The organism is Rhodohalobacter sp. SW132 (assembly GCF_003390325.1).
GTDB lineage: Bacteria > Bacteroidota > Rhodothermia > Balneolales > Balneolaceae > SW132.
On the sequence record NZ_QUOK01000010.1, the window covers coordinates 119916 to 142303 of the forward strand.

At 39.0% G+C, this 22388-nt stretch carries 17 protein-coding genes and 1 pseudogene; 9 read left to right on the forward strand and 9 right to left on the reverse strand.

Going from position 1 to position 22388, the window contains the following annotated elements:
* Positions 1-6: 6 nt before the first annotated feature.
* From DYD21_RS16795 to DYD21_RS16810, 4 genes and pseudogenes are all read left to right on the forward strand, one after another.
* Positions 7-2121: pseudogene (locus DYD21_RS16795) on the forward strand (N-6 DNA methylase).
* Positions 2118-3305 carry a restriction endonuclease subunit S gene (locus DYD21_RS16800; protein WP_116038164.1) on the forward strand — a complete coding sequence of 396 codons (1188 nt, stop codon included), beginning with the start codon at positions 2118-2120 and terminating at the stop codon, positions 3303-3305. Before DYD21_RS16795 ends, DYD21_RS16800 begins: the two are co-directional and overlap by 4 nt.
* Entirely contained in the window at positions 3302-6010 is a 2709-nt protein-coding gene (locus DYD21_RS16805) for a TrlF family AAA-like ATPase (protein WP_116038165.1), read from the forward strand. Before DYD21_RS16800 ends, DYD21_RS16805 begins: the two co-directional genes overlap by 4 nt.
* Positions 6007-9234: a type I restriction endonuclease subunit R gene (locus DYD21_RS16810; RefSeq protein WP_116038166.1), complete on the forward strand. Its 3228-nt coding sequence runs from the start codon at positions 6007-6009 to the stop codon at positions 9232-9234. Before DYD21_RS16805 ends, DYD21_RS16810 begins: the two co-directional genes overlap by 4 nt.
* A 247-nt stretch (positions 9235-9481) precedes the next feature.
* Here DYD21_RS16810 and DYD21_RS16815 read toward each other — a convergent pair whose 3' ends face one another.
* The 4 genes from DYD21_RS16815 to DYD21_RS16830 all read right to left on the reverse strand — a co-directional run bounded on the left by DYD21_RS16815 (position 9482) and on the right by DYD21_RS16830 (position 12246).
* Positions 9482-10570, reverse strand: coding sequence for a Shedu anti-phage system protein SduA domain-containing protein (locus DYD21_RS16815; RefSeq protein WP_116038167.1), 1089 nt, complete (start codon positions 10568-10570; stop codon positions 9482-9484).
* Between the two features lie 109 nt (positions 10571-10679).
* Positions 10680-11702: a type II toxin-antitoxin system HipA family toxin gene (locus DYD21_RS16820; protein WP_116038168.1), complete on the reverse strand. Its 1023-nt coding sequence runs from the start codon at positions 11700-11702 to the stop codon at positions 10680-10682.
* A 2-nt stretch (positions 11703-11704) separates the two neighbouring features.
* On the reverse strand, positions 11705-12031 hold the full coding sequence (locus tag DYD21_RS16825) for a HipA N-terminal domain-containing protein (RefSeq protein WP_116038169.1): 327 nt from the start codon (positions 12029-12031) through the stop codon (positions 11705-11707).
* A 2-nt stretch (positions 12032-12033) separates the two neighbouring features.
* Complete coding sequence (locus DYD21_RS16830) at positions 12034-12246, reverse strand: helix-turn-helix domain-containing protein (RefSeq protein ID WP_116037675.1); 213 nt, start codon at positions 12244-12246, stop codon at positions 12034-12036.
* Between the two features lie 411 nt (positions 12247-12657).
* Between DYD21_RS16830 and DYD21_RS16835 the strand changes: the two genes are divergently transcribed.
* The gene (locus DYD21_RS16835; protein WP_116038170.1) at positions 12658-13230 is read left to right on the forward strand and encodes an outer membrane beta-barrel protein; all 573 of its coding nucleotides are present in this window, start codon (positions 12658-12660) and stop codon (positions 13228-13230) included.
* A 314-nt stretch (positions 13231-13544) separates the two neighbouring features.
* Positions 13545-13970: a hypothetical protein gene (locus DYD21_RS16840; protein ID WP_116038171.1), complete on the forward strand. Its 426-nt coding sequence runs from the start codon at positions 13545-13547 to the stop codon at positions 13968-13970.
* Between the two features lie 581 nt (positions 13971-14551).
* Here DYD21_RS16840 and DYD21_RS16850 read toward each other — a convergent pair.
* From DYD21_RS16850 to DYD21_RS16860, 3 genes are read right to left on the reverse strand one after another with little or no spacing between them, the layout of a single operon-like run.
* Positions 14552-15493 carry a HipA domain-containing protein gene (locus DYD21_RS16850; RefSeq protein ID WP_116038173.1) on the reverse strand — a complete coding sequence of 314 codons (942 nt, stop codon included), beginning with the start codon at positions 15491-15493 and terminating at the stop codon, positions 14552-14554.
* Positions 15490-15810: a HipA N-terminal domain-containing protein gene (locus tag DYD21_RS16855; protein WP_116038174.1), complete on the reverse strand. Its 321-nt coding sequence runs from the start codon at positions 15808-15810 to the stop codon at positions 15490-15492. The genes DYD21_RS16850 and DYD21_RS16855 overlap by 4 nt, the downstream gene beginning before the upstream one ends.
* Positions 15800-16021, reverse strand: coding sequence for a helix-turn-helix transcriptional regulator (locus DYD21_RS16860; RefSeq protein ID WP_116038175.1), 222 nt, complete (start codon positions 16019-16021; stop codon positions 15800-15802). Before DYD21_RS16860 ends, DYD21_RS16855 begins: the two co-directional genes overlap by 11 nt.
* Positions 16022-16535: 514 nt before the next feature.
* On the opposite strand from DYD21_RS16860, the gene DYD21_RS16865 reads away from it, so the two are divergent.
* Positions 16536-17459 carry a metallophosphoesterase gene (locus DYD21_RS16865; RefSeq protein ID WP_116038176.1) on the forward strand — a complete coding sequence of 308 codons (924 nt, stop codon included), beginning with the start codon at positions 16536-16538 and terminating at the stop codon, positions 17457-17459.
* Between the two features lie 572 nt (positions 17460-18031).
* A complete protein-coding gene (locus DYD21_RS16870) occupies positions 18032-19237 on the forward strand; it encodes a Fic family protein (RefSeq protein ID WP_116038177.1) in 1206 nt (401 codons plus the stop codon).
* A gap of 105 nt (positions 19238-19342) precedes the next feature.
* On the opposite strand, the gene DYD21_RS16875 is transcribed toward DYD21_RS16870, so the two are convergent.
* Both DYD21_RS16875 and DYD21_RS16880 read right to left on the reverse strand, forming a co-directional pair.
* Entirely contained in the window at positions 19343-20272 is a 930-nt protein-coding gene (locus tag DYD21_RS16875; RefSeq protein WP_116038178.1) for a nucleotidyl transferase AbiEii/AbiGii toxin family protein, read from the reverse strand.
* Entirely contained in the window at positions 20265-20882 is a 618-nt protein-coding gene (locus DYD21_RS16880; protein ID WP_116038179.1) for a type IV toxin-antitoxin system AbiEi family antitoxin domain-containing protein, read from the reverse strand. Before DYD21_RS16880 ends, DYD21_RS16875 begins: the two co-directional genes overlap by 8 nt.
* Before the next feature lie 332 nt (positions 20883-21214).
* Between DYD21_RS16880 and DYD21_RS16890 the strand changes: the two genes are divergently transcribed.
* Positions 21215-22351 (forward strand): Fic family protein, encoded by a 1137-nt coding sequence (locus DYD21_RS16890; RefSeq protein ID WP_116038180.1) that lies wholly within the window; start codon positions 21215-21217, stop codon positions 22349-22351.
* Positions 22352-22388: the final 37 nt, after the last annotated feature.

The window sequence follows — 22388 nt, forward strand, 5'->3', positions numbered from 1 at the left end:
TAATTAATGCCACAACTTGAACACATTGAAGCTATTGAAAAACGGCTTTGGGAAGCAGCAGATAATTTAAGGGCAAATTCGGGATACGCTTCTAACGAATACTTTATCCCTGTGATGGGTCTCATCTTTCTCCGTCATGCTTATAGTCGGTTTCTGAAAGTGAAGGAAGAAATTGAGCCAACATTGCCTAGTCGTGGTGGGGTTAAAAGAGAATTACGAAAGGAAGACTTTTCTACCAAATCCGCCATTTTTCTTCGGGAGAAAGCCCAGTTTGATTATCTGATTAATCTGCCGGATGAGGCTGACCGAGTGAAGGCAGTCATTGAGGCAATGGAATCCATTGAAGAGGATTATGAAAGCCTTAAAGGTATTCTTCCAAAGCAGGAATATCAGGAGCTGGACAATGAGACTATGGGTGATCTTCTGAAAAAACTGAATCCGGATGAACTGAAAAAAGTTTCCGGGGATGTTTTTGGGAGGATTTATGAATACTTCCTGACACAATTTGCAGATCAAAAAGCGCACGATGGCGGCGAATTCTTCACTCCAATTTCTCTGGTATCCTTCATTGCGCATGTTTTAGACCCGAAAGGTGGAACTGTTTTAGATCCGGCTTGCGGTTCCGGTGGTATGTTTGTGCAAAGTGCACGATTGGTTGAGGAACACGGACAAAATCCTACCGAAAAACTTACTTTTCGCGGATTAGAGAAAAACGGGACTACTATTCAGTTAGCTAAAATGAATTTGACCGTGCATGGCTTGACTGGGGATATCCGAAAAGCAATTACATACTATGAAGATCCACAGGAGTTATTGGGGAAAGCGGATTATGTAATGGCGAATCCGCCTTTTAATGTGGATGAGATTGATGCCAAAAAAGTGGAAACGGACCCTCGCCTTCCATTTGGTCTGCCGGGTGTAAATAAGAATAAAAAAGTGAGTAACGGTAACTACGTATGGATGAGTTACTTTTATTCCTATTTAAATGATCAGGGTAAAGCTGGTTTTGTGATGTCTTCTCAAGCGTCCAGTGCCAGTAATGATCAGGCAAAAGTCCGACAGAAAATGATTGAAACCGGTCACGTGGATATCATGGTTTCCATACGATCCAATTTCTTTTATACCCGTACGGTGCCGTGTGAACTTTGGTTCTTCAACAAGGCCAAACCGGAAGACATGCTGGATAAGGTCTTAATGATTGATGCCCGAAGTGTATATCGTAAAGTTTCACGAAGTGTGAATGATTTTAGTCCCGAGCAGGAGAAGAACCTATTGGCTATTGTGTGGCTGTATCGTGGAGAAGAAGAGCGATATCTGGATTTACTGGATGAATACTGTGAGGCTTTGTTAGATGAAGCAGATACTTCTTTCAATTTAAAGACTGAAGAGAACGATGAATTGGAACCGGTAGCTGATTTTATGAATTCGCTTGAAGAGGGCTTTGGTAAAATTGACCCATTCCTGAACTCGCTGGATGAAAAAGTGTATCCTGATGAATTGGTGAAAGAATATGAGGAGGCCAAAAAGGCTTTCATGAAAGATCTAGTAAGCTTCAAGGAAGAGCTGAAAAAGGGACATAAAGCTTACGCAGGATTGAGTAAAAATAACGATGAATTGGTCGCTTATATTGAAGGGCAAAAAGAGCTGGCTGAGCAAAGCCGTGGGTTAGTTAAACAGGCAGATTTGGTCTATAAACTGTTGCGCAGAGTGATGGGTGCTTGCAGTGAACTGGAGGAATCAAGTAAATCGGATGACTGGAATTCACGGGAAGTAAACAGTGCCCGAAGAAATGCCGATGACAGCCGAAAAGTATTGGTTAATCAACTCAAGCAAGTGCGGTATTTCTGGTAGCAGGGCGATTGGCTCATTTCCCGCTTCCCTGATGGAAAGCTGGTGGATGTGGAAGGCTTGGTAAAGCTGGTGGACCGGAAAGAAATTGAAGAAAAAGACTGGAGTCTTACACCGGGGAGATATGTAGGTGTGGCTCCGGAGGAAGAAGACGAAGACTTCGATTTTGAGGAAGCCATGCGTGAAATTCACGTGGAGTTGGCAGATCTAAATAAAGAGTCCACAGAATTAGCAACCACCATTCAAAAGAACTTTGAGGAGTTAGGGGTTTGAGTTGGAAAAAAGTAAAATTAGCGGAGCTAGCAACACCCAAAGAAAAAGGAATAAAAGGAGGCCCATTTGGTTCTAAATTGACTACAAAGGATTATGTAGATGATGGGATTCCTGTAATCAGAGGGAGTAATTTAAATGGAGGCAAGTATTTAGATGAGAGTGAGTTCGTTTATGTTACGGAAAGCAAATTTCATGAAGATCTTTTTAGTAATGTAGCTAATAAAGGAGACCTTCTTTTTACTCAAAGAGGCACATTAGGACAGGTCGCTATTATTCCTGAAACTTCTCAGTATCAAAATTATGTTATTTCTCAAAGCCAAATGAAGATGACTGTAGATGAAGATTTGGCGAATCCTTCATTTATCTATTATTATTTCACCAGTAAAAAGGCCGTTAAAGAGATTGAAAATCTCACCATTAGTTCGGGAGTACCACATATTAATTTGGGCTTGTTAAGGTCTTTTAAATTAAACTTACCTTCACTTCAAGAACAGAATGAAATTGTTTCCGTCCTCTCTACTTACGACGAACTCATCCAAAACAACAAACGGCGGATTGATTTGTTGGAAAAATCGGCACAGCTTTTATATAAAGAGTGGTTTGTTCAGCTTCGTTTTCCCGGCCACGAGCATGCAAAGATTGTAGATGGTGTGCCGGAGGGGTGGGAGAAAAAGAAGATCAAAGATGTCATTATGAAAGTTAGAAAACCTAAGAAGGTTAAAAAGGGAGATTATCTAGATAAGGGTGAAATTCCGTGTATCGATCAAGGGCAAGAATTTATAGGAGGCTATTTAAACGATAATAATGCTGCTATTCCAAGAAGTGATTTACCATTGGTCGTTTTTGGAGATCACTCGAGAACTTTGAAGTACGTTGATTTCACTTTTGCTCCTGGTGCTGATGGTACACAATTATTGAGAGTTAAAGGCAATTTGTTCTCAGATCAATATTTGTACTTCTTGTTGATGGCAGTTGATCTATCTAATTACTTCTATGCAAGACATTTTAAATTCCTGAAAGAAAAAGAGTTTCTACTACCCACTGTTTCCTTGAGAAAGCTATTCGAAGCTCAAGCCATTGACGTTCTTAAACAAATTGGCTTGTTAAGACAACATAATCAAAAATTAACGAGGGCTCGAGATTTGTTATTGTCAAAACTAATGAATGGAGATATACCAGTATGAGAAATCAAGAATTTAATAAGCGGGGTTCAAGTTGGAGAAAATGGGATCTACACGTCCATACTCCGATATCAATTGAACAAAATTACGGTGGTGATCAAGGCTGGGATAAGTATTTTGATGACTTAAGAAAATTACCGGAGGAAGTAGAAGTACTTGGAATCAATGATTACTTGTTCTTAGATGGATATTGGAGAGTGAAGGAGGAATGGGAAGCCGGTAATTTGCCAAATATTAAATTATTGCTCCCAGTAGTTGAATTACGGTTAGATAAATTTGGAAATTCAGGAGGAAGTTTAAGCAGAGCAAATTATCATGTCGTTTTTTCCAATGAAGTTGACTCTTCTATAGAACCTCAATTTTTAAATAATTTGGAGTCAACGGGGTATCAAATAGGCGATTACGAATGGGATAAGAGCCCTACTCGTGATGCAGTTGAAGAGTTGGGAAGAGAAATCAAAAATAGAGTACCTGATGGTGTTTTACCTCCAAACGGAAGTGATTTAAAAGTTGGTCACGACAATTTAAATATTACTCTTAAATCTATAAAAACAGCACTTAGCAAAAGTGATTTCAAGGGTAAGGCTCTCACAGCTGTCGGCCTTGTTGAATGGAAGGACATTAGATGGGAGGGGTCAGGTGCAGAGAAGAAATCACTAATTGATAAATGTGATTTTGTATTTACCGCTTCACCAGATATTGAATCGTATAACAGATCTAAACAGTATTTAATTGATAACCAAGTAAACCCAAGGTTAATACATGCCAGTGATGCACATAATAATTTAGATTCAACAGAATCAAATAAGCTTGGACATACTTACACATGGATTAAGTGTGATCCAACATTTGAAGGTTTAAAACAGTCAATTATTGAGTTTGATACTCGAATTCGAATTTCTGAAAACAAACCAGTAGCCCCAGTAAATCAAATCGAAAAGGTAAGTTTTGATTTTCCACCTGAGACTGAATTAAAATCTAAATCAGCAACTGATACCTTTTGTTTTAGAGGTAGTCATAAATTCTATTTTTCCCCATATTTTACCGCAATAATTGGAGGAAGAGGTTCAGGTAAAAGTACTTTGCTTAATCTAATTGCTGAAAAAATTAAACCTGGGAAAAGCAATTATTTCAAGCAAAAAGAGCTGATCCCTGATTCGGTAAACATTCAGGAATGTGTTGATATTGACGGAGTAACTACACCTGAAAAAGTAGAATTTCTTGAACAGAACGAGATTGAGAAGTTTGCAGTAGACTATAAATCATTTACAGAAGCAATATACCAACGCATATTTAAGTTGGATGATGAAAGTAAATTGGCAGAGATTGAATTTGAGGCCCATGAACTTCAAGATACTTACACTACTCATCGAAATAATTTAAAGAGAAAATCTGATTTAATAGAACAAAAGAAGAAAATTGAGTCTCAGTTATCTACCCAAAAAAGTATTGTAGAGTCCTTTACTGACGAAGAGTATGTAAAATTAAATGATGACTTGAAAGAGTTGACTACTCTTAAACAATCTCTTGAGAGTAGTAAGAAAAGGTTCAATATTTTTAATGACAAGATAAAAGAGGCCTTGGCGAGTGTTACTGAAATCGAGAAAGAACCGGATGATTATAATGAGTTCGATTTAGTTTTCACTGAGTATTTGGAAGGAGTACAATCCTCAAAAGATTCAGCTGAAAGTAATGAATTATTAGCCAAGGGTGAGGCTAAAATTGATGGTCTTATTGAAAAAATTGCTGAGAAAAAACTAGCAATCGAGAAGTTCCTTGGCTCAAAGGGCCACACCTTGGAAAATTTAAAAGACATTAGTGGAGCTAATGAAAGGATCGCAAGTCTGGAGTCTGAGTTAAGAGAGGTTAGTCAATCTTTAGCTAGATTGGAAAGATTTACTTTGAATGAACCATATAAACGAGACCTAGTAGGTACTTTCAATGTAAATATAAATCAGGTTTTGGAGCCAATTAATGAAAAATTAAATGTCCAAAATGACCAGGTAAAACCGATTAAAATTGAGTTCAATTTTGATGAAAGTCATTTTGTAAATGAGGCAAATAAATTTATTATCGAAAAGATTAAAGAATTTTCTGAAGGCAAAATTAGAGAAGACCATATAGCCTCCAGGCTCGAAGGGGTTAATTTAAAGGAAATTGCTAATAAGGATGATTTATTAAGAGTAATTGCAGACGATGGAACAGTAACTTCTACTGCAATGAAAGATTATTTCAATAACTCCCTAAACTTTGAAATGCTAAGAGGTTTCATAGAATACGAGTTATTAAGACTTAAAAAGTATGGTCGTTTCAATATTTATTATGATGAACGACCACTAGAGAATAACTCTTTCGGGCAAAGGTGTACCGCAACACTCGTTATTCTACTTTTACTGGGTAACACACCAATCATTATTGATGAACCGGAAGCACACCTTGACAGTAAATTAATTGCTGAATATCTGGTTGATTTGATAAAAGAGAAAAAATTAGAACGTCAGATCATATTTGCGACTCACAATGCCAACTTTGTAGTAAATGGAGATGCAGATTTAATACACTGCCTAAGAATTGATGATGTATCAAAAGTAACTCATAGCGAGGATATTACAATTGAAGATGTGGGTAGCCGATCAAGTCTTTTGGCGTTAGAGGGTGGCAAAGAAGCATTTCAACGTCGTGAAGATAGATACGGGCTGAGAATATGAGCTATACCGAAGACCAGTTAGTACAAAAAACCGTAGCGGACTACTTGGAAGAAGCCCTTAACTGGGAATCGGTGTGGGCTTATAATAAAGAAGATTTTGGTCCGCAGAGTTTATTGGGCAGGTCTTCTAAAAATGAAGTGATCTTAAAACGCTACCTGCGAGAGGCATTGGTTAACTTCAATCCCGGTCTTCCCGAAGATGTATATGATCAGGCGGTAAAGAAAATTACCACAACCGCCCCAACACAGTCACTGGTTGCCATCAATAAAGAAAAGTACGAGCTGTTCCGAAATGGTGTAGAAATAATCTACCGCGATGAAAAGGGTGAACGGCAAAAACCACGCCTGAAAGTTTTTGATTTCAACAATCCTGAAGAGAACCATTTCTTATGTGTCCGGGAAATGTGGGTTCACGGAGATTTATATAACCGTCGCCCGGATATCTTAGGTTTCGTGAATGGAATTCCGTTGCTTTTCATGGAATGCAAAAACATTCATCACAACCTTAAAACTGCTTACGAAAAGAATTTCTCCGATTATAAAGACACCGTTCCTCACCTTTTTCATCACAACGCTATCATCGTATTTGCAAACGGGGATCAGGGAAAACTGGGAACGCTCACCAGTCCCTTCGAGCACTTCAACGACTGGAAACGACTTAACGAAGAAGACGAGGGCAAGGTAGAATTAGAAACCATGCTGAAAGGGGTGTGCTGCAAAGCCTACTTCATAGATTTATTTGAGAATTTTGTGCTGTATGATGAGTCGGGCGGAGATATCAAGAAAATAGTGGCCCGAAACCATCAGTATTTGGGGGTAAACCGTGCTATAGAATCTGTCAAAAATCGCGAAGAGCAAGATGGAAAGTTAGGAGTATTTTGGCATACCCAAGGCTCAGGAAAAAGTTACTCCATGGTGATGTTTACCCGGAAGATTCACCGTAAGATTGGCGGGAACTTCACTTTTGTAATATTAACAGATCGCGAAGATTTAGACGACCAGATCTTTAAAACATTTACAGGGTGCGGAGCCGTAAAAGAAAAGGAATTAAACAGAGCTGCATCTGGGGATCATTTATCTAGGATTATGGCTGAACACAAGCCATACGTGTTCTCTCTCATTCATAAATTTAATAAAGAGATTGAAGCCGGAGCTTCTTATACCGACCGAAAAGATGTAATTGTAGTCACCGATGAGGCTCACCGTACCCAATACGGAACTTTTGCTTTGAATTTGAGGAGAGCATTACCGGAAGCAAACTACATTGGATTTACAGGTACTCCACTTTTCAAAGATGATGAAATTACCAAACAGGTTTTTGGAGATTATGTATCGGTGTACGATTTCCAGCGTGCAGTTGAAGACGGAGCTACGGTTCCCCTGTATTATGATGCCAGAGGTGAAAAGCTGGGAGTAGCCATTGGAGACATCAATGAGCGGATTGCCGAAAAATTGGAAGAAATTGAAATCAAAGGTATTGATGTTGAACAGCGACTTCAGCAAGAGATGACAAGGGATTATCACATCATCACTGCAGAGCCTCGCTTGGATGACATTGCTCAGGATTTTGTAGAGCATTACTCTACGAATTGGGAATTAGGTAAAGCTATGTTCGTTTGCATCGATAAGCTTACATGTGTGAAAATGCATGGCCTGATAGAAAAATACTGGAAAGCGAAGATAGAAGAGCTTAAATCGATATTGGAAAAGATGCCTCATTCCGAGGAAAAGAATGAACTATCCAAAAAGATTTACTGGATGGAAGAAACCATTGCAGCTGTGGTAGTAAGTGAGGAGCAGGGGGAAGTTGATAAATTTAGAAAATGGGGGCTGGATATTAAACCTCACCGCCGATTGATAAAAGAAGGATTGAGCGTTCCGGAACGAATGCAAAATCAGCTAAAATATCTTGGTAAGAAAACCATCAGCTTGGATGAAGCTTTTAAGGCTGAAGAACATCCTTTCCGAATTTCCTTTGTCTGTGCCATGTGGCTAACGGGCTTTGACGTTCCTAGTTTATCAACTCTATATCTCGATAAACCGCTCAAAGCCCATACTTTGATGCAGGCCATTGCGAGAGCTAACCGTGTAAATGAGGGCAAGAATAATGGATGGATTGTTGATTACTGTGGTATCGTGAAAAATTTAAGAAAAGCTCTTTCTACCTTTGCCATCGGTGAGAAAGATGGAGAAGAAAATCCCGAACCATCCAAGCCGAGTGTGGAGTTACTGGGAGAACTCAAAGAAGTGATCAAATTAACAACTGAATACCTGATAGAAAAGAATGCTCCTTATTCAGATGTGATAGAAAAGTCGGGCTTTGAAAAGAATGGTGCTATCACAGAGTGTAAAGAGGTGATTAATGAGAATGATCGAACTCGAAAGCAGTTTGAAGTCATGGCTCGGGAGGTTTTTAAGAAATTTAAAGCCTGCTTAACAGTTGATGGCGTTCATGATTACCGAAAAGACCGGGATGCCATTAATGTAATTTACAAATCACTGCAAAGAGATGTCGAAAAAGCAGATATATCTGAAATAATTCGAGAACTTCACAAAGTAATAGATGAGTCGATTGAAACGAATCCTAATGAAATACGTGAGAAAGATCGCATTATTGATATCAGTAAAATAGATTTCAATTTGCTTCGAAAAGAATTTGAAAAAAGTCCCAGGAAGAAAACAACCGTTCAGGAGCTAAAACACACGATTGAAGATCGGTTGGAGAAAATGCTTCTTCAAAATCCACTAAGGACAGATTTCCAACAGCGGTACGAAGAGATTGTTGAAGAGTATAATAGAGAGAAAGACCGGGCAACTATCGAAGAAACCTTCAATCAGCTGATGAAGCTGACCAAAGAGTTAACGGAAGAAGAAAGTCGGAGCATTAAAGAAAACCTGGATGAAGAAACGCTGGCTATTTTTGATTTGATTCGAAAGCCGGATCTTTCGAAGAAGGAAATTAAAAAGATAAAAGAAGTGGCTGTTTCTTTATTGGGCACTCTTAAGGAAGAAAAGCTTAAAATAGATCACTGGCGGGATAAAGAACCAACCAGAGATGATGTGAGAAAAACCATCCATGATTTTCTTTACAGTGATAATACGGGATTACCACCAGAGTATTATTCTGAGAACGATGTTAAAGAAAAAACGGAAGAAGTCTATTTACACATTTTTAGGGCATATCCGGAGTTGCCATCGCCAATTTATGGGGAAAGCTATGTTTAAAAAAGGTAGTATAATATCCGACCACTTCGATACCGGTACTTTTGAAATCACTATCGGCAATGAAGAATTTTTAGTAAAAAGCTGAGCTTTCGATTTTTCGAAGTTATTAGCGGGAGTTGATATATTAACATTAATATTTTACTTACAAGCTAATGAAACTGCGCGATGCTGGTGTTTGGTTTGCGCCTTTTAAACGAGATGATTTTGATCCAGACATTGTGATTAGAGATGATTTTAAATAGAGTAATTAATCCCTCTTGCTCTCAAAGATACCCAGAGTTCTTTTTCCAATATTTAAAAGCTGATCAAAGGTCAGAATCTCAATATTATAAAGATGCGAATTAAAATTTTTAAGAGCAATCTGTTGTTCAGTACTGCCGGTTCTCCCAATAATAATCTTTGACTTAATCTTTAATACATCTTCTTGATCTTTTGCCAATATTGATTCCCTTTTATCTCCTATCTGCTCGATATATTTCATGACTTGGCCAACAACTTGAGAAAGTTCAGAACAAGCATAGTATGAATTATGTGAACTATCATGATTGAACAAATTCTTGAAAATCGGTTTCTTTATTTCTATTAGCTCAAGATGATTGTCAACTGTTCTCCTAAGCATAAAATCCAGACTCTCATCACGGGTCCATTTCCTCCGATCCAAAAGCTCACTATACTCACTACCGAATAACCATGGGTTTTCAGTTAAAAATTTTTGATAATCCGTTTCATTTAAATCTTTTTCATCAAGCATCTTTTCAAATCCATGAAGTGTTTTTCTGTACTCCACTAATCTTGAAGCAATGGCCACCTTTTTTATAGTATCTCTGCCACCGATTCTAAAAAGTTTTTCAAAATCATCCAATGGGATCTCATTCCCTTCTAATTCTCCCAGTAATTGACTGACAATCTTTAATTTTTGCTTAGAACCTACCTCTTTTAAAAGTGTTTGTACTTCTGATATTTTTTGTAGTCTATCCTCAGATAAAACTCTATAATCACCTGCAGATAATTTGTGCAAATTGAATCGGTAAGTATTAAGGAAATCAGCCAGTGCACCTATTTCATTTTCTTTTTCAGATGACAGAGTGATACTGTGCTCAGGTTTTCTTTTCCAATGTTTTTTTGATTCGTTATATGTTTCAACTTTCAAAGAATGATGGTGGACTTTACCATTTTTTGGATCTAAAATCTCAAAAAAGGTGGCGATTTTATATGCTCGTGGTCCACTCTTTAATTCTGTCTGAAATGTCTTACCTACGTTAGGATTTCCAGATGACTTTCGAATTTGGACTTTTAATTCATCCAAAGTGATGTCAGAGTCGTATTTACCTTTCATAATATGATATGATAATTTTTTCGATTGAATGTCGTCATTCCCAAAATATATACACCAAACTGTACTTAACAGAGTAGCCTTAAAGTTCTAAATCTTTTTTAAATTTTACTCAAATCCTCCCTTCCATAGAGTAATTTAGCGCCTTTAGTTTATTCAGGTAGGAATCCATGTAGGCTCTCTTCATCTCCTCATTAAGAAAACTGCGATTTGTTAAAGATCGAACATTTTCCTGATGTGACCTGAAATGATTTAGAATCTTTACCATTCGAGATTCTACCAATCCGATTTTCAAGCCGAACTCATAGAAGTCATCGAATGCATAGAACGCATTGGCTTCAAAACTTTCTGTGGTGAAGTCGTCCTTAAAAAGACCTTCATCCAATGCCATCGCAGTGTCATCTACGTGCAGGCTGGTATTGATCAAATCGTATGCAGGGCTCAGTATATAATCTCCCTGTTTCGTTTCAATTACCCCATAGTTTTTCAGATGAGCATCCCCGTTGCAGATCAGGTAGTTAAACAGAATCAGGGAAAAAAGCTTTTCCAGTTCCACCATGGCTGCCGGGATATATTTCTGAACGAGCTCTGCCATCTCCTCGTAGCTGTATTCATATTTGAAATTCGGCCCGGCCGTCTCAGCTGTTTTCCCTGCAAGCGTAGCAAAATCTTCTTTACCAATCTTTTTTCCATCCCCGGCCACATCAAACCGTTTTGTAATGTAGGCGGGATCGCCGTTCTTAAAAAAGATCAGGGCATTTTCTGCGGTGTGAATATCAAATACCTGCCTGGCTATCTGCATCGTCAGATGTTCATTGGCAGGTACCTGGTCCACTTTCCGCAAATCTCTTGGAATGGGTTTCAGAATGTATGTTCCCTGCTCACCCTCTTCCGTTAGACGAAGCGTGTTTTTTTCAAGCAATAAAGACACCTTCTCCTGTACACCGGAGATAGAAAGCCGCTTTCGGTTCTGCTGAAACTTTTCGGCATCCTCTTCACTCACATCCGGCGGATCATAAGGAAGAATGTGACTGACTTTCTTACGGTTAAACACCCGTTTTAAACAGGTGGGGCTGTATGTATCAAATCCTTCTGCCAGAGTTCCGGGGCAATATTTAATATTGGGTAAACTCAACTCTATTTATTCTTTGATTTCAATGTGATTGCGCCTATAGTATCTGTTTGAGCCGTTGCCAAGAGTAAATCAAAGTAATTCTTCTCATCAATTTTCAATTGCCTCGACTGAAGTTTCCGGTTCACCCCTTCCGATAAAAGATTATAGAAAAATGGGAACAGATGATCGGCCTTATAGGTTTTCTTGGTTTTGGGCATGGTTAAACTGACAGCCGGTTTCTCCGGATTGTTGAACCATTGATCATCGTATTCGAACTCATACGAATTTCTTTCATACCGGATAAGAACTCCAACACGTTCACCATTTCTATAAACATTGGCTGACTTCATACTTACAGCTCAGGCTTCTTAACGGTCAGGGTTAACTCCATTCCCAGGATATCGGCTATTTTATTTAACACCTTTAAGGTTGGGTTGGCCTGACCGGTTTCAATTTTGTAAAGTGTATTCACACTGATTCCCGACATCTCAGCAAGATCGGGTTGCGTAATCCCCAGCGTGTCCCTTCGCTCTTTTATCTGTTTACCAATCTCAGAAACCAACATTATAATGTGATTTTAGACATAATTCATACCGATTGAGAGAGGAATATAACGATATCCACATTATAATGTGATATAAGATAAATTTTTGGAACTCAGCTCTTATAAATGGCAGAAAATCACATTATAGTGTGGTTTTATATAAAATGGTAAGTGTTTCGCCCTGATTTACAATGGTGACTTTCTATTCTTATGTAATTCAATTATGCGGCTTTAAATCGATTCAGGTGAGTATTAAAAAACTTCTAAAAAAAGTGCTTAATCATTATGTGCTTAAACCGATAAGGGGCTTAACACCTATTCCCATTCAAATAGCAATAACGAATAGATGGACAGCTATTTGGTAGAATTCGGGATGAAGTATCGGGTATCTAAATTCATCTTATAATCTCAACTATAAATAAATAAAAAAATATGAGAAGTCTATTACTAACTATCGCACTACTTCTTTCCGCTAGTCTATTGCATGCGCAAGGTATCAATTCACCGACTTATGATAATGAAGGATTTTTCATTAACGGTTCTGTACTTGGAGCAGCATGGACTATAGATGACTTAGATATCGACGCAGAATCGGGTGCTGGTTTAGGTATTAAACTCGGATATAACTTCAATACAAATTTCGGATTGTTTGCATCTATTGATGGAGCAAGTATAGATTCAGATAATGGAGACAATTATGCTTTAGGGCATTTTGATATAGGTGTACAGGGGACCTTCCGAACAACAGAGGACAGATTCAGACCTTTTGTACGAGCATCAGTATTAGGCATGTCTGCTCAGGATGATGATGTCGAAATAAATGGAGCTGGATTTGGTCTTGGAGCAGGAGCTTTAATTTTCTTAAGCGAAAAACTAGCCTTCGACATTAACTATACGCATGGGTGGGTTGGTATTTCAGAAGTAAAAATGGGATCTCAATCTTTTGATGTTGACGAAGCTGCTACCACGGGTAGATTTTTCATTGGTTTAGCCTATCATTTCTAAACCATCTGAGTTCAATAAATAAGTGCAGCACGTATATAACCCTGAGGTGTTCGCTCCTCAGGGTATTCGGCCAAGCGTGGAATGTTTTAGTTATCATGTAAAAAATACAACCACCTCTTCCCTCAAGATCTGGAATGCACAAACTGGCTCATGAGCAGATTAGTTTATAAAATTATTTAGCCAAAAATTCATCTATTGAGGACAATTTAGATTTATAGAGACAATAGAATCCGATAAAAAATTGGTAAACAAGCTATCTAAGAATGTTTCTAATAGTCGCGTAAAATTACATTTTTCAATTAATTAAAAGAATAATGTCACTTCTCAACACACTTCTCTTTTATTTAATTCTTGCTGTGATCGGACTTATTATTGCTGATTATTTAGGAAGAAAAAGACAAATTGGGTTTCATAGATCTCTCTTTTTTTCCATAACTCTAACACCGATTTTTGGATTGCTAATAACCCTATTTACAAAACAATCTGCTAAGCCAACTCCCAATCCCTCGATTTTAAAAAAAATAATTGGATGGTCAGTGATTATTTTTGGGATAAGTTCAATCACTAATATTGTACCTCCATATGTATTGGCTTACAATCTTTCGATAAGTGACCACTTAGGAGTTATTCTAATAAGATTTCTGTTGTCGGTAGGTAGCATTGGTTATGGTACTTTTCTTGTCGCACGATCAAATGGAAAGAGGTATGACCATCCTTCTGAGGGATTTAGTTTTTATTGATAATAATGAAATTTCAATAAAAATTACTCTCTTATGAAATAACCAACTTTTTGGAAAGCATATACAGCAGCTGGCAGGTAATTTGTTAAATAAATTCGTTGATAAGAGATCGGATTAGAATGATTCTGTTGATGAAACACTGATAGGCCGGGAGATGATATTGCCCAATTGTCAAACGATTTACGATAATGATGTTACGGCGTGTAAGGAAGATCGTATTGTGAGTGATTCCGCTCTATACAATTCTGAAAATGGCAGTCTGAACGTCAAACATTCTATCAATCAACCGGTGAGAAAATCCGGTTCGTATAAACATTTCTACAACAATGATGATAAATGGCCTGTCTTCATTGAACTTTGCTGGCTTACCGGTTCGTTGGCAAAAAAAGCCTGGCAAAAGAAAAGCTGGCGTTTGTATAACAAACTGCTAAATTATTGGTTTCTGTATGCGGTCAATGCTTTATCAATCAATAGACCAACCTAACTGCAAATCTATATTTCAACATTTCAACAAAACAACTGACCAATCAACCAATAGGAATCTATTCTGCCAGATAAATTCTAAAAGATCTTCAAGAATTTTAAACAAGAATGTCACATCTTTTCGCAAGGATCAGGTGATATAACTCCTTCATGCCATCTGACAAAAATGACTTCTCAATGGTTTGATTGAAGATATCGTGCTTACCCAAAAAGTTTTGATTAATATTTTGAATCTGCTTGGGATTCAAACCGATTGACAGGCCGAAATCATGAAATGAATCGGGGTTAAAATTACGTTTCTTGCCCGTAAGCGTGAGTGCCAGCTCTTCCGGATCTTTCTCTTTCGGTATAACCAATCGGGTATTTAGGAGGTCATACCCCGGGGCTAATTTCCAGCCAACTGCAGGATCGTTAAACAGCGAGAAGTTCTTTAGGTGCATATCTCCGTTACCTGTCAGGTATGAAAATAGCACCAGCTCGTAAAATCGGGTGAGATCAAAGAGAGGGTTTGCTGAAAACTGTTTAACGGTTTTGGCAATCTGCTCATGTGATCCCTTGTATTTGTCTTCCGTCAGCCGGCCGGTAAGCTGACACATATCCTCCATGGCAAACTTATTCCCTTTATCATCACGGTCAATCCGTTTTGTGATATAGGCCAGCTCTCCTGAGCCAAGATGGATCAATCCATAGGGTACGGTTTCGATTCCGGCAGCTTCAGCCAGCATCATGGTGCAGTGTTCATTGGCGGGCAGTTCCGGCCATTTGCTTGATGGGGGTTTCAAAATGTATCTGCCCCACAAACCTACAATCGTTAGTTTATCAGCAGAGTCCGTTTTACGATCTTCTTCCAGCGACAGCTTGGTTTGAACACCGGGTACGGTTACACGCTGATGGACAGATTTTTTCGCCAGTTCGTTTAACTGATCAAGGTTAACCTCCAAAACGGGTTTCTCTCTGCTGTCAAAAAGTTTCTGCAGGCACTTGGGGTGATACTGCTTTCCATTAGGTACGCGGTTGGCACAGATCAGGCACTTACTCATGCTTCCCTCACGCTTACATTGCCAATGGTATCCCGGCAGCTTACAAGCAGGATCCCCATACGGTCTTTAGGGTTTACCTTCCAGGTATCTTCAACCACATCCAGCAGCCATCCTTCCGGTATCAATCCATCAAAGAATGGAAATAGAACCTGTGACTCATACGGATCTTTTCGGATTGGGAGAGTTAAGCTAACCGCGTCGGCATCTTTTTGAGAGAGGTACTCCGATTCATACTGAAAACGATAACCGGTCTCGGTCTCTTCAAGAACTCCGGCTTTTGTTTCATGAACATAGATGTCCGCTTTTCTATAGCTCATCGCGGTCCTCTATTTTTATGGGTCCCATTTTATGACCAAAAAGGACAAGCACCTGATTCACCTTGTCAAGCCGAAGGCTCTCTTTTCCCTGTTCCAGGTCCCGGACAAATCGAATACCTACACCTGCCCGTTCGGCAAGCTCCTGCTGGGTGAGGCCCAATTGATCACGCCTGTTTTTTACAAAGTCGATAAGTTCTGTTGTGTAACTCATAGTATACCTGATCGGGTATGATATTGCTTTATTTAAAGTAATTATACCTTATCGGGTATAAAAAAGCAATAGGAAGAGTAATTATACCTTATCGGGTATAGGTAGAAATATTATAGAACTAATGAATCGAAGTGGGGGGTGTGAGATTTTTTTGGATTGACAATAGCTCTCATCACCAATTTATGGCTTAGAAGGATCCAAGCTTTTTTCGAAAGAAAATCTGCTGATATGATTTTAGTGGAGCTAAAAAAAGCAAATTGGTAGTCTATCGGTTCGATGGGAAAATGTATGACAAACGAAAACGGCTGTTTGTATAATGTTTACATGGAAAATGGTTTCTACATGCACGACCAGTGTTGTTTCTACAGGTATAAACCAATGAACCAATGAACCAATAAACCAATAAACCAATATTCAAATAAACCAATAAGCCGATCATAAATATAAACGAGGAAGATTGTTATACTATAAGATGTTAACTGAACAATTAAACTTCACAAGAGTCAAACATTCAATGGAAACCAGCGGCATCGATTTCATCGGGGATATACACGGATATGCGGACGAACTGGAGCATTTATTAGACAAAATGGGTTATTCCCGGAAGGGAACTACCTGGAAGCACCCGAATCGTATAGCGTTTTTTGTCGGGGACTTTATTGATCGCGGACCTAAAATCGTTGAAACGTTAAACATTGTTCGCCACATGGTGGATAGTGGCACTGCCAAAGCGGTGATGGGGAACCATGAGTACAACGCGATCTGCTTCAACCGCATGAACGAGGAGGGAGGGTATTTGAGAGAACACTCGGAGAAGAATAAAGACCAGCATGCTGAAACGGTTAAACAGTTTCGTGGAAATGAGAAGGAGTATGATGAAGCGATCCGTTGGTTTGAGACCCTACCGCTCTATTTTGAATCGGATGATTTCCGGGTCGTTCATGCAACCTGGGATCACAAGAAAGTCAAACATTTAGAAAATCTGACAAAAAATGGGGTTTTGGGAGACGATCTCATTCAGCAATCTGCCCAAAAAGGGAGTGAATTGTTTGACTCTGTAGATACAGTACTGAAAGGGAAGGAGCTGGTGCTGCCAAGGGGTTATACGTTTAAAGATAAAGGTGGCCATGAACGGAAGGCGATCCGGATGAAATGGTGGGAAAGTCCGGAAGGTCATACGTATGACTCCATAGCGGTTGGAAACATCGATGGTTTGCCCGATCTGTCTATCCAGAATGATGAATCTTTAAACGGTTCGGTGTATAGTAGGGATGAACGCCCTGTCTTCTTCGGTCACTACTGGCTTAGAGGTAATCCGAGCCTGTACCGAGAGAACATCTGCTGTCTGGACTATAGCGTAGCCAAAGGAGGGAAGTTGGTCGCGTATCGGTTTGACGGTGAAGAACGGTTAATGGATGAGAAGTTGGTGTATGTGTAGAATATTAAAACAGGTAATGAAGGGGCGGGGTGGTAACAGATCTATACAATTGCGAAAATGTATGACAATTGAAATGTTGCTGTTTGTATGACGTTCTGCTAAAAAAAAGTTTTGAAACGTAGGTCTTTGTATAACAAATCGGCTAAAATATGTGTTTATGCATAGGGTTAACGCTTTTTCAACCAGTAGACCATCCAAACTACAAATCTACATTCCTACATTTCAACAAAACAACAGACCAATAAACCACTAAACCAATATTTCAATAAACCAATAAACCAATAGATTCCATCTGGCAAGATAAATTTTGTAAGATCTTCAGGAGGGACGCTGGTCGCAAACCGGTTTGAAAAGGAAGGAAAGGTTAACGGATGGGAAGTTGAGAGAAGGAATCACTGAATGATGTAACTGAATCAGTTTTCTTTTTTCCGGATTATTAACCGGCAAATGAACCGGCGAAAAACAATGAATTTGTTTAGGTGGAATAACTTATATCTATATGCATATTTTAACTTTAAGGGATTAAAATAACCGGATAATAAACCGGCAAATATTTCTTAAAATAATTGAATATGTTTGATCATCCACGCCAAATGGAGCCAATGTTTCCCAGAGAATCCTCAGATTTGGTAAATCTGGCGATGGAGGTGTATCGCAAATCCGCTTCGCTGGATAATCTCCTGCCTCCGGTAACACGAAAAGAAGTTACACGGCTGCTCCGGCATATTAACAGTTATTATTCTAACAGAATTGAGGGAGAGCATCCTACACCGGCAGATATTGAGCGGGCGGTCAAGAAAGAGTATAGCCGTGATGAGAAAAAGAAACGTTTACAAATGCTTAGTGTGGCTCACATTGAAGTACAAAACCTGATTGATGAATGGTTTAGTGAAAATCCCAACCTGAACGTCTGCTCAAAAGATTTTATATGCAGTATTCACAGAGAGTTTTACGAGCGGGTTCCTGAAATATTTTTAAATATTCATGATCCGGTTTCAGGTGATACGATAAAAATGATACCAGGAGAAGTCCGTGACCGGGAGGTAAAAATTGGTGATCATATTCCTCCGAAAGCCGAAAATCTTGAACTGTTTCTCAATCGATTTGAGAATGCGTATTCACCCGGAAACCTTCTTGGCCATAAAAAACTGATTGCAGCTGCAGCAAGTCATCATCGAATCGCATGGATTCATCCTTTTATGGATGGAAATGGAAGGGTTTCTCGGCTGTTTAGCTATGCATACATGAAGAGTGTGAAACTTGAATCTTTGGGGTTGTGGACAATTTCAAGAGGTCTTGCCCGCAGGGCGGATGAGTACAGGCAATTTCTTGCAGTAGCAGATGCCGAACGAAAGGGGGATTATGATGGCCGTGGTAATTTGTCTGAAAGCGGATTGGGACGATTTTGTGAATTTTTCTATACGGTTGCAGACGACCAGGTATCATTCATGAGAGAGCTGTTGCAGCTTGATAAGCTCCGTGAACGTATAATAGGTTATGTGAATTTGAGGTCAGAAAATATGATTCCCGGCGAAAGGCCATTGCGGGAGGAAGCGAAATATATACTGGCTGAAATAGTGATGAGAGGTGAAATTAAGCGTGGAGAAGTAAAAAGGATATCAGGGCTCGGGGAACGTACTGCCAGAGATTTAACCAGCCAGCTTGAAAGTGATGAGCTGATAATATCCGATAGCCATCGTGCTCCCTTACGCTTTCATATACCATCTAAAGTGGTAGGATACTACTTTCCTTCACTTTACCCTGAGGGTTCTATTTAAGACTTATGCTAAACCCACTCGGTTTAAAAAAGGGAAAGGTGGTTCGTATCGGTTTGATTGGGTGGGAAGAGAGGTTATTGGATGAGAAGTTGGTGTATGTGTAGATTAGCTAGATGAAGATTGCCACTGACCTTCGGTATTCCATTTCCTGTTAAACAGTTGTTGATTTAATGCAGCCTGGCTCACCGGCCATAAGAAAATTTGAATTTGTTTGATCGTATCATTTAAACCTGAAGTCGTGCTCGATTCTGGTAATTTTGAAACAAAAGCATTCCACTGATTTACCTTATCTTCATTTAATGAAAATTCAGTTGTTAATGCAGTAGGGTACTCATCAGGCAGTTCTGTTTTTCTACGATGAAAAGTTTGCTGAATAGCCTGCTTTAGTGCCTCACCGTCAAAAGAACGGTTCTTGCTTAAAAACCAAATATCATAAAAATCTTTCATCCTGCTATTTGCCAAATCCAGATCTACCATAGCCTGAAATTTTTCAGCAATTGCACTTTCCAATGTGTAGGCTTTTAGCTTCGGTTTTTCCTCATCATCAAGTATTGCGGGATATTCAATCCAATACGGGCCGGGACTGACTACGTCACCGAAGCCCATATCTATTTGTATAGATACTATTGCATTGCCAAGCGATCCTTTAATTTTAAATCGGACTCCATTGTATGCTTGATTCTCTCGAATTTCTTGCTCTGTTATTGATCGTGGATCAAATTTCAAGCCATCATCTTTAACAGAAATTTTACAGCAATCAGCAAGCATTTGTTTAATTTCTATTACATCTGAGTTATCAGGACCTAAAAAATCCATGTCTTTTGTAGGTCGAATTTCTGATATACCAGTTGCTCTTAACAGGAGGGCACCCTTTAATATAAATTCTTCAGCATAGGGAGATAGACTTATCCTGTGAAGAAATTTCTCCATAGCATAGTACTGAAACAGTTCATTAAAGGGCCTTTCTGTCTGTTTTGCTTTGTTCAGAAGTCGTTGATGAACGGATACGGAAACTTGGTCGGTTGTTTTATTCACTCGCTATGGTTTCAATATATGGTTTAATGATGGTTTTAACCCTGCAAATATCTGCATAATATAGAATGTCTTTGATAGAGGTTTTTTTGCTTTGAATGGCATTCTGGAGAGCCTCAATTGCGACATCCTTGCCAATTTTATTCCTGAATTTAAAACAATCTGCAATGGTTTTTGCAGGATTATAAATCTGAACAGTCAGTCCATCTATCGTATGTTCATCTATACCTTCGGTCAGACTTTTCCCGGAAAATCGATAAATGCGAAGGGGTGGGTAGTCCAATTTCGGATTTCTTTGTGTTCGTTCCAGTGCTACATGTACATGGTGAGGAATCTGTGTTGTAAGCTCATGAAAGTCCAGTGCAGATATCAGACATATTTTAGCTGATGGAATTCTGCCAACCACTATGGCCAGATCCGGATTATTTAGCGGTTCACTCGTTTCAAGTTTATATACTCCACGGTCCAGTTGTTGAACGATTCCCTCATCACGCATTTTATATAGGGTTCTCCGATGAAGTCCTGCTTTCAGGGCATCGGATGTGCGCATAATGCCACCATTCTTTATGAAGATATCGATAGCATGGTTAATTTTTTCTTCGGATACGTACATGACATGGTAAGTTATGCATACATTTATAAATTAGTGTATGCATTTATGTCCATATAGTCAAGAGATGAACACCCAGTCTTTTTCTGCCACTATTGGCTCAGGGGTAATCCGAGCCTGTTCCGAGAGAACATCTGCTGCCTGGACGACAGCGTGGCAAAAGGAGGGAAGTTGGTCGGGTATCGGTATGACGGTGAGGAGTGGGTAAGAAAGTAAAATAAAATTCGCCCTATTTTACCTTTATACTTAAAAGTAAAATATCATACGGTGAATATGCGGTAAGTAAAATAATAATTCTTATATTTTACTTTAAACATAGAAAGTAAAATAGCGTAATGGATATTGAAACATTTAAATGGGGTAGCTGGCGACAAGGCAATGAGTATAAATATTATTTGCCTGAAAAAATCAATCAACCATGGAAATGGGATAATTCTGATATCAATATTCTTTTAGAAGAAGCTTCTATGAAATTGGGTGAACTCAATTCCTATGCTCGGTTGGTTCCTAATATTGATTTATTTATCCAGTTGCACGTAACTACAGAAGCTGTAATTTCCAGCCGCATTGAGGGTACCCAGACAAATATTGACGAAGCACTTCTACCCGAAGAAGATGTGGCCCCTGAACGGAGACAAGATTGGCAAGAGGTGCGCAACTATACCGAAGCCCTGAATACGGCTATAAAGTCTCTGGAAAGTATACCTATATCTTCAAGACTGATCAGGCAAACCCATGGGACTTTACTTAGTGGAGTACGTGGAGAGCATAAACTACCCGGAGATTTCCGGGCCAGCCAAAATTGGATTGGAGGTGCTACCCTTAAAGATGCTGTTTTTATTCCTCCTGATCACCCACATATTAATAATTTGATGAGTGACCTTGAAAAATTCATTCATAATGAAAAAATACATGTACCTGATTTGATCAAGATTGGAATGGTTCACTATCAGTTTGAAACTATTCACCCCTTTTTGGATGGCAACGGCCGCATCGGCCGACTGCTGATTACGCTATACCTTGTCAGCCGGGGTATCATGGACAAACCACTGCTCTACCTGTCGAAATTTTTTGAGCGACACAAGGGAGTATACTATGATAACCTGATGCGGGTACGGGAGAATAATGATATGATCCATTGGTTGCGATATTTTCTCATTGGAGTTCGCGATACAGCTATTGAAGCTGCTGATACATTGGGAGCTGTTTTACAGCTGAAAAACGACATCGAAGCCAAAATTCGAGATCAGTGGGGACGGCGAACACGTTCTGCCCTGAACTTGTTGGAGCATTTGTTTGTGAATCCGGTTGTACAAATAAAAGATGTACAAAAGGTCTGTGGTCTCAGTGCCAAAGCAGCAGGTAACTTAGTTCAGAGTTTCGAAGATGCAGGTTTTTTAAATGAAGTCACCGGTCAAAGCAGAAACCGTATGTACCTTTTTAGTCCCTATCTGGATAAATTTAAAACATAGCATCAGAAATAAACCTTTTCACTGATGAATCAAATAG

Bases quoted from the DNA above. Each gene is read 5' to 3' on its own strand.
- DYD21_RS16830 (WP_116037675.1), bottom strand. From the start codon at position 12,246: ATGTTGGTTTCTGAGATTGGTAAACAGATAAAAGAGCGAAGGGACACG.
- DYD21_RS16880 (WP_116038179.1), bottom strand. From the start codon at position 20,882: ATGTACGTATCCGAAGAAAAAATTAACCATGCTATCGATATCTTCATA.
- DYD21_RS16825 (WP_116038169.1), bottom strand. From the start codon at position 12,031: ATGAAGTCAGCCAATGTTTATAGAAATGGTGAACGTGTTGGAGTTCTT.
- DYD21_RS16860 (WP_116038175.1), bottom strand. From the start codon at position 16,021: ATGAGTTACACAACAGAACTTATCGACTTTGTAAAAAACAGGCGTGAT.
- DYD21_RS16810 (WP_116038166.1), top strand. From the start codon at position 6,007: ATGAGCTATACCGAAGACCAGTTAGTACAAAAAACCGTAGCGGACTAC.
- DYD21_RS16805 (WP_116038165.1), top strand. From the start codon at position 3,302: ATGAGAAATCAAGAATTTAATAAGCGGGGTTCAAGTTGGAGAAAATGG.
- DYD21_RS16890 (WP_116038180.1), top strand. From the start codon at position 21,215: ATGGATATTGAAACATTTAAATGGGGTAGCTGGCGACAAGGCAATGAG.
- DYD21_RS16865 (WP_116038176.1), top strand. From the start codon at position 16,536: ATGGAAACCAGCGGCATCGATTTCATCGGGGATATACACGGATATGCG.
- DYD21_RS16870 (WP_116038177.1), top strand. From the start codon at position 18,032: ATGTTTGATCATCCACGCCAAATGGAGCCAATGTTTCCCAGAGAATCC.
- DYD21_RS16835 (WP_116038170.1), top strand. From the start codon at position 12,658: ATGAGAAGTCTATTACTAACTATCGCACTACTTCTTTCCGCTAGTCTA.
- DYD21_RS16815 (WP_116038167.1), bottom strand. From the start codon at position 10,570: ATGAAAGGTAAATACGACTCTGACATCACTTTGGATGAATTAAAAGTC.
- DYD21_RS16855 (WP_116038174.1), bottom strand. From the start codon at position 15,810: ATGAGCTATAGAAAAGCGGACATCTATGTTCATGAAACAAAAGCCGGA.
- DYD21_RS16850 (WP_116038173.1), bottom strand. From the start codon at position 15,493: ATGAGTAAGTGCCTGATCTGTGCCAACCGCGTACCTAATGGAAAGCAG.
- DYD21_RS16840 (WP_116038171.1), top strand. From the start codon at position 13,545: ATGTCACTTCTCAACACACTTCTCTTTTATTTAATTCTTGCTGTGATC.